Here is a 7,368-nt window from a genome sequence, read left to right as displayed (position 1 = left end):
TACCGCTGCACAACCACCTGCCAAAGGGAGGTGACATGTAGTCTGTTGCTTTTGAACGGTTTTAAGCGCTTGACGAACAAAGACCCATTACGGAAGGGAGGTCTCTCGGCTAGGATTGGCCTCGCCTTTCTAAAACAGCACGGCGCTCAGTAAGCGTCCACGTCCCACCCCTTGCGGGGGGTGGGACACCAATAGCAAGATGAACCACACGTGACAACAGCCTTGAGATTTGGCCGAAAAGGTCAGCACGTGCATTGAATTGGAGCCCGTCGGATGAGCAAGTTAACGACAGCAACACAGCGGATCTGGAAATCTGCGCAACTCTATATCGGTTTTCACACTGATCAGCAGGGCAACGTGCGCAATCAGGCGAAGGTATGGCCGCCGAAGAACGCGAACGCGACAATCCACAGCGACCCAAAGGTCCAAGAGGTGTTCCTAGAGGTACGGGTCGACGACCCGCGACATTCAGATCAGGCTGCAACAAGACAAGATCGTACTGCGGCGTGACAGCGATGACATCGGTTGGGAAGGTATCGTTGTCGAAGATGACTCTGTTGCAATCCGCGTCAACGGAACATGGGTGCGCGTGAAGGTTGACGGAGCCATCACACGCGAGACCGACGAAGATACGACCCACATCGAGGCTGATGGTTCCGTCCTGAAGAAGACAGAATACGTTGATGCCATGATGTCTGGAGATGGCGTCGCGTTGTCACGCAGAACGCCTGACACAATCGCAGCGATCACCGAAGATGGGGTAATTGCGCGATCCAAGGATCGATTGAACTTGCAAATAATAGGAATATCCGTATATTACATATATACCGGATTATACGGATTAAGAAGGATAGGCCAATGAAAGAATTCCCAGCCGCAGATATGAACCGTGCTCCCGCTGATATTTTTGAAGCGGCCACGGTTGCGCCTGTTGCAATCACAAAGCACAGGAAACCGCGCTTTGTTGTCATGTCAATGGAACGCTACGAAACACTCACTAAGGGTCGCACAACGCAAGTTGCAGTATCCGTGGCTGATATGCCGCCAGAGTTGGGCGCGTTGCTCGATCAAGGCTTAGAGGAACATTTCCGTGGCGGATGATTTTCCAGAAGCAGGGCAGGTTTTCGACTATCACTATCTTTGGAAGTGGCAGGATGAAAAGGGCGAAGCAGAAGGCCGCAAAAAACGTCCTTGCTGCATGGCGGTGGTGATAGTGAACGCAGAGGGTCAGCATGTCCTGTTCATTGCTCCGATCACAAGCAAGCGGCCCGACGCAGGACGTTTCGCAATTGCTATCCCGGAGACAGAGGCACACCGTGCCAAACTCGACAGCCACATTCCACTTTGGGTCATAGTGGATGAGTTGAACGCTGACGTTCTGGAAGCGTCCTATACGCTGGAAGATCGTAGCCCCAGAGGGCAGTTCGGTCCAGCATTCACAGATACGGTTTTACGTGGCATTCAATCGGTCCGGAAAACTGGCAGACTAAGTATTGCAAAGCGAACTTGAGGCTTACAGGCGCAACACAGGTTGGTTCAGCACGAGACGGCGGTCCCTTCACCGGGTGGTCGTTGGCACCCCATTCGCGCAAGCGCGAACTGATTGCATCAGACTGCTTGTCGGCAGCGCCGGGAATCTCCCACCCGCTGGCCGCCTTGGTGGGCGGCTTTGCGCGGGCGGGGCGTTGCGCACCATAAGACGCCGCCTGGTGGGGCGGCTGCGTGGCGTGTGTCGAACGTTAGGCTTTCTGGTCCGATGTGCCCAAAGCGCCGTGCAGCTCATCAACCGTCAATCAGTCGCGCACCTCACTTAGCCGAAGCCGCATCGTCACCCAAGGGGCTATTCCCGCCGCAACTTCATGGTGCCAATGCCCCGCTTTCCGAGTTGGGATGCGTTCAATGACTATCTCGAAGAGCAGTGCCGCAAACGACAGGATGACATCCTGCGCGGCCACAAGATAAGCATCGGTGAACGATTGCAGGTGGACCTGGCTGCGATGCAGGATTTGCCCGCTGCACCGTTTGAGGCCTGTGATCTGCGCAGTGGCCCGGTCACATCCACGTCTGTCGTGCGCTATCGTGGCAATGATTACTCAGTGCCCGTTGCCTTTGGGCACCGTGAGGTCTGGATCAAAGGCTTTGTGGATCGGGTCGTCATTGGCTGTGCGGCCGAGGTGATCGCAGAACATATCCGCTCCTACGATAAAGATGACATCACCTTCGACCCAGTACATTATCTGCGATTGATCGAGCGCAAGATCATGGCGTTTGAACAGGCAGCGCCATTGCAGGACCGGGACCTCCCCGACGCCTTCTCAACATTGCAGCGCCTGCTGGAAGCGCGGCAGGGCAAGACAGGCAAGCGCGAGTATGTGCAGGTCCTGCGTTTGCTGGAACACTATGAGCAGAATGTGCTGCATGCCGCTATCAAGGACGCGCTGCACATGGGGGCGATGAGTTTTGAGGCCATCAAGCACCTCGTGCTGTGCCGCGTTGAACGCAGGCAACCTCGGTGTGCCGCGCCCGAAGTTCAAATCCTACGCCGAACTGAATGCTTGGCTTGAGGATCGCTGCACCGCCTACGCCAAGGCAAACAAACATCCCGAGATGCGCGACAGGACCATCTGAGAGGTGTTCGAAGAAGAGCGCTCCAGCTTGGTCCCATATGTCGGCCCCTTTGATGGATTCCACGCGGCACCGGCATCGGTATCCAAGACCTGTTTGGTCAGGTTCGATAACAACCGTTACTCCGTCGATGCCCGCGCAGTTGGTCGTCCCGTGGAGATCCGCGCCTATGCGGATCGGTTGGAATGCTGGCAGGATGGAAAGATTGTCGGCCAGCATGAACGCGTCTTCGGGCGCGGCAAAACAATCTATGATCCGTTGCACTATCTGCCTGTCCTCGCACGCAAACCAGGCGCTTTGCGCAACGGTGCGCCCTTCAAAGAGTGGGAGCTGCCCATTGCTATAAGGCGCGTGCGCAAAAAGCTCGAACGCCTGCCCGGCGGAGATCGTCAGATGGTCGATATCCTTGGGGTCATTCTGACCGACGGGTTAGACGCCGTTGAGGCGGCATGTGCGGAAGCCTTGTCACACAACGTCCATTCCGCCGGTGTCGTATTGAACATCCTGGCGCGCCACCGGGAACCGCCACCCCCCTGACAATCACCACCCCGGACGCTTTGAAGCTGGCTTGCGAGCCTGAAGCGAACTGCGACCGGTATGACAGCTTGAGGAGACCACAAAATGGAACGGACACAGGTGCTCGACGCAATGGGCCAATTAAAGCTCTACGGCATGCGGACGGCTTACGATGAGATCATCACAACAGCCGTCAAACGCCAACATGAGCCGCAACAGATCATCGGCGACCTGCTCCATGCTGAGATCACCGAGAAGCAAGCCCGCTCGGTCAAATACCAAATGACCATCGCCAAATTACCCTTGGCAAAGGAGATCAACGAGTTCGACTTTGAAGCCGCCGAGGTCAACGAGACCCTGATCCGCGATCTGGCCCCCGGCGACTTCCTCGACCATCAGCGTAACCTGGTTCTGATCGGTGGAACCGGCACCGGCAAAACCCATCTCGCCGTCAGCATCGCTCGTGCCTGCATCCGAGAAGGGCGGCGTGGCCGGTTCTTCAATGTAGTCGATCTGGTGAACAAGCTCGATGCCGAAGCCCGCGCAGAGCGCCAGGGACGCACGGCTGATCTCATCTCTCGCCTCGACTTCCTTATACTAGATGAACTGGGGTATCTGCCCTTCGCGCAAACCGGCGGCCAGTTGTTGTTCCACCTGATCAGCAAGCTCTACGAACGCACCTTGATTATCGTCACAACCAATCTGGCCTTCGGTAAATGGCCAAGCGTGTTCGGAGATGCAAAGATGACCACAGCGCTCCTCGACCGTCTCACCCACCACTGTGAGATCGTCGAAACCGGAAATGAAAGCTGGCGCTTCAGAAACAGAGCGTAATGCCAAGCAACAACCCCGCTGGCCCGCCGCCGCTGCGCTATGTGAGGGCTACGCAGCGCCGGGCCAGCTCATCACAAAGGGGGGTCAAAATTGGGTGCCGATAAGGGGTCACTTTTAGATGCCGATTGACACCATGCCCCAGTGATGGATCGGGGTAATGCCAGCATTTAGGTTGAACGCACAAACGACCTTTGGGAGAGAACCATCCAGTGCTTGGCGTGCGAACGATGTGGCATCGACAAAGTAGGGATGAAATCCAAGTTCTTCGAGCGCCGTGCCATAAGACGATGTAACGGCACTGCGCCATTGATCATACCAGATTTGCGTGAATTTCCCTGACGGGGCAAACCCATAAACTACCGCTGCTGACTGATCTCGAAATGAAGCGATGTGTTCTTGAAATTGACCCTCCGAGAGCCGATGACTTGGTACCATAATTATCGGGTGTGGATGCCCCGTTTCTGAGTGGCTGGAAATTGGGTCTTGCAACAGGATCGGGTGCAATTGGGTGTCCGGCTTCTAACGTGCAGCCAGAGCTGACTGCGAGCCGTTATGGAGATACGCGAAATCGGGCGGTCAATCGGTTATGCGGGCTTGCGTCGCACCGGAGAATTAGTCTGCCTGTTCCGAATTCAATCTCGTTGATCCGTGTTCCTTAACCTTCTTTACGTCCTCTCAGTCCTGCGGTCACCCAGGGTAGGCTTAAGCAGCCATGCCCTGAATTTCGTAATCTCTTCCATTCTTCAACATTGCCCATAGCCGTCGAGCCATGCGATTGGCAAGCGCGACACCGACCACCAGCCGCAGTTTTCAGTTTACCAATGACAGGCAAATAGCCCCGAGCGTTGCAGCGCTGGCCAATGGTGGTTTCGTAGTAACCTGGGAGTCTGAAGACGGGCAGCAGGGTGATACTGATAGGGATGCCATCAAGGCCCGTATTTTTGACGCGAATGGTGTTATACAAGGCTCTGATACCATCACAGAAGATGCTGTGACCTTGATTGATACAGCCACGCTTCTGGCCAATGACAGTGATATCGACGGGGATACGCTCACGGTGACAGCGGTCTCTGCCACGAGCGCACATGGGGCCGCCCTGACGCTGAACACCGACGGGACCATCAGTTAGATCCCACCGGCGCAGACGCTATTCAGGCTTTAACAGATGGCCAGATACTAACGGATGCATTCACCTATACGGTCGAGGACGGGAATGGTGGGGAGAGCGTCGCAAGTGTTTCAATTGTTGTTCACGGAAGAAATGAAGCGCCGATCTTTGACGCCGCTGGTGATGATACGCTGTTGGGCAACGCTGGCGATGATATCCAAAACGGCGGCGCGGGCGATGATGATCTGGATGGCGGCGCTGGCCGTGATGGGGCGGGGTATTGGGATGCGGCCTCTGGCGTGACGGTGGATTTGGTCAACGCTGCGACCAACACGGGTGACGCGGCGGGCGATGTTTTTGAGTCCATCGAGAACCTCGCGGGATCTGCCCATGCAGATACGCTGCGGGGGGATGAGGCCAATAACAGTCTTTGGGGTCTCGGCGGAAACGATAGCTTACATGGCGGCGCGGGCGATGATTGGATGTTTGGCGGCGCTGGCAACAACACGCTGACCGGGGGATCGGGAGACGACATCTTCGTCTTTGATCCCGGTTTCGGCGAGGATGTTATAACCGATTTTGCGGCTGGTGCTGCGACGGAGGATGCCATCGCGTTCAGGGGTGTCGCCAACCTGACGTCCTATGCGGATGTCCTGAACAATGCGGCGGATAACGGCACCGACACAACCATCACGTTGGATACCGACAACAGCATTGTCCTGAAGAATGTCGTCGTGTCGGATCTGTCATCCGACGACTTCCGGTTTTACGCGTAACAAAGACGACGCATGATGTCACAATCACGTTCCCAGGACGGGCTTGTTGCGGAGTGCCTGAAGGCAGTCCGTTCTACACTTGGAGGCATTGGCCTGCTCAGCTGCCGATCAATCTCTTAATGCTCACCGGATCACTGTTCATGCTGCAGGTGTATGACCGGGTCCTGGCGAGCGGTTCGGTCCCGACGCTGATGGTGCTGGCTGGTTTGGCGGGTGGCAGTATGTGTTCTATGGCCTCCTTGAGGGCATCCGCTCGCGTGTCCTGCTGCGCGTGGGTCAGCATCTTGATGCACAGCTTTCTGCAACAAGCTATGAATGCTCGATCACGCTGCCGATTCTAATTGGCCGCAAGGCGGAAACACTTGATCCGGTGCGCGATCTCGAAACCGTACGTCAGTTCCTCGTCGGACCCGGCCCGACAGCGATCTTCGATCTTCCCTGGATGCCGGTTTATCTGACCATCATCTATGTCTTTCACCCGATCCTTGGACTGGTCGCCACTGGTGGTGCGGTCTTCATTTGTATTTTGATCGGCCTGAATGAACTGGCATCGCGGACGCCGTCGGCAGACGCCAACCGACATGCCGTTCAACGCGCGGCCATTGTTGAACAGGGCCGGCGGAATGCCGAGGCCGTTCGGGCCATGGGTATGACGGCAACGCTGAAAGAGCAATGGGAGGCGTTCAATGGCACGTTTCTCACAAAACAGCGGCATGCCGCAGACATGGCGAACCTCTTTAGCACAATCACCAAATCCTTCCGCTTCATGCTGCAATCCGCCATGCTGGCAACAGGCGCCTGGCTGGCCATTGGTCAGGAGATCACCCCTGGCGTGATGATCGCAATTCATGTGTTTCCGATTCTTGCCTTTAAGTGCCATGTCACAGGCACATGGGGAAGAGCCACCGACAAGCGTCGCCTGACCGTGGACGGGGTGACGATCCGTTCAGCAGCTAGTATTGTCGCGTTATCAAACTGAGTTATAAGTGCATCATATGTGAATATTTTTCTGCTCCTTAGCACGGTTTTATCGAAAACTTTTGATTGACTTCCGCTGGTGCCCAGATCGGAAGACAGCGTGATCACAACTGTTAAGTACTTTTGAAGAGTGCTGATTAAATCAATCTGACAATACGAGAATTCTACGTGAACAAAACCATTAAAACTGATCCACTTGATCCAGCGGATGTCACTTACGTCCAAATCATATCATGGGCAACCGAACGACGGTTAACGTGACAACACCGTTTGCGGCGCAACCGAACTTTACTGTTTGTGCAAATAGTTGTCTGGGCGTGAATTAGTGGGTTTTGGAACTGGGCCGCCTTAAAAAAAAAATCTAGTTTGCCAAGTGTAACGTATCATTCGTCTCTTCAGGTATTTTTATGCACAAACGCTCACCCGAGCGGACGCCATAAAGAGGATGCTGAGGAGACAGTCTCTTCCAAAAGGCAGGACGATATTGCGACGTAGCGATGAAGAACAACGCGGACAGAAAGGTTCGCTTTC

The 7,368-nt window shown here is 55.3% G+C and carries 8 protein-coding genes and 2 pseudogenes; 9 read left to right on the top strand and 1 reads right to left on the bottom strand.

Annotated elements, in window-relative coordinates:
• The first annotated feature begins 273 nt into the window (after positions 1–273).
• The 6 genes and pseudogenes from ACFWW2_RS01460 (at position 274) to istB (ending at position 3,975) form a co-directional block, all read left to right on the top strand.
• The gene (locus tag ACFWW2_RS01460; RefSeq protein WP_393925583.1) at positions 274–510 is read left to right on the top strand and encodes a hypothetical protein; all 237 of its coding nucleotides are present in this window, start codon (positions 274–276) and stop codon (positions 508–510) included.
• A gap of 348 nt (positions 511–858) precedes the next feature.
• Positions 859–1,101 carry a type II toxin-antitoxin system Phd/YefM family antitoxin gene (locus tag ACFWW2_RS01455; protein WP_393925582.1) on the top strand — a complete coding sequence of 81 codons (243 nt, stop codon included), beginning with the start codon at positions 859–861 and terminating at the stop codon, positions 1,099–1,101.
• Positions 1,091–1,510 carry a hypothetical protein gene (locus ACFWW2_RS01450; protein ID WP_393925581.1) on the top strand — a complete coding sequence of 140 codons (420 nt, stop codon included), beginning with the start codon at positions 1,091–1,093 and terminating at the stop codon, positions 1,508–1,510. The genes ACFWW2_RS01455 and ACFWW2_RS01450 overlap by 11 nt, the downstream gene beginning before the upstream one ends.
• Before the next feature lie 328 nt (positions 1,511–1,838).
• Positions 1,839–2,564 (top strand): annotated as a pseudogene (locus tag ACFWW2_RS01445) (Mu transposase domain-containing protein); the annotation flags it as partial.
• Positions 2,515–3,317: pseudogene (locus ACFWW2_RS01440) on the top strand (Mu transposase domain-containing protein); the annotation flags it as partial. The pseudogenes ACFWW2_RS01445 and ACFWW2_RS01440, both read left to right, overlap by 50 nt.
• The gene (istB, locus tag ACFWW2_RS01435) at positions 3,247–3,975 is read left to right on the top strand and encodes an IS21-like element helper ATPase IstB (protein WP_393925580.1); all 729 of its coding nucleotides are present in this window, start codon (positions 3,247–3,249) and stop codon (positions 3,973–3,975) included. The pseudogene ACFWW2_RS01440 and the gene istB, both read left to right, overlap by 71 nt.
• Positions 3,976–4,089: 114 nt before the next feature.
• Here the strand turns inward: istB and ACFWW2_RS01430 are convergent, their stop codons facing one another.
• On the bottom strand, positions 4,090–4,464 hold the full coding sequence (locus tag ACFWW2_RS01430) for a hypothetical protein (protein ID WP_393925579.1): 375 nt from the start codon (positions 4,462–4,464) through the stop codon (positions 4,090–4,092).
• A gap of 280 nt (positions 4,465–4,744) precedes the next feature.
• Here ACFWW2_RS01430 and ACFWW2_RS01425 point away from each other — a divergent pair, with 280 nt between their 5' ends.
• The 3 genes from ACFWW2_RS01425 to ACFWW2_RS01415 all read left to right on the top strand — a co-directional run bounded on the left by ACFWW2_RS01425 (position 4,745) and on the right by ACFWW2_RS01415 (position 6,838).
• Positions 4,745–5,104 (top strand): cadherin-like domain-containing protein, encoded by a 360-nt coding sequence (locus ACFWW2_RS01425; protein ID WP_393925578.1) that lies wholly within the window; start codon positions 4,745–4,747, stop codon positions 5,102–5,104.
• A 20-nt stretch (positions 5,105–5,124) separates the two neighbouring features.
• Complete coding sequence (locus ACFWW2_RS01420) at positions 5,125–5,859, top strand: calcium-binding protein (protein WP_393925584.1); 735 nt, start codon at positions 5,125–5,127, stop codon at positions 5,857–5,859.
• A gap of 223 nt (positions 5,860–6,082) precedes the next feature.
• Entirely contained in the window at positions 6,083–6,838 is a 756-nt protein-coding gene (locus ACFWW2_RS01415; protein WP_393925576.1) for an ABC transporter transmembrane domain-containing protein, read from the top strand.
• Positions 6,839–7,368: the final 530 nt, after the last annotated feature.

Origin of the sequence: Yoonia sp. R2-816 (genome assembly GCF_046762905.1) — a bacterium.
Lineage (GTDB): Bacteria > Pseudomonadota > Alphaproteobacteria > Rhodobacterales > Rhodobacteraceae > Yoonia.
This window is presented reverse-complemented; position numbering and strand designations above follow the sequence as displayed.

Excerpts from the sequence above, each read along its gene's own strand:
- ACFWW2_RS01425 (WP_393925578.1), top strand. The coding sequence starts at position 4,745 with ATGCGATTGGCAAGCGCGACACCGACCACCAGCCGCAGTTTTCAGTTT.
- istB (WP_393925580.1), top strand. The coding sequence starts at position 3,247 with ATGGAACGGACACAGGTGCTCGACGCAATGGGCCAATTAAAGCTCTAC.
- ACFWW2_RS01455 (WP_393925582.1), top strand. The coding sequence starts at position 859 with ATGAAAGAATTCCCAGCCGCAGATATGAACCGTGCTCCCGCTGATATT.
- ACFWW2_RS01460 (WP_393925583.1), top strand. The coding sequence starts at position 274 with ATGAGCAAGTTAACGACAGCAACACAGCGGATCTGGAAATCTGCGCAA.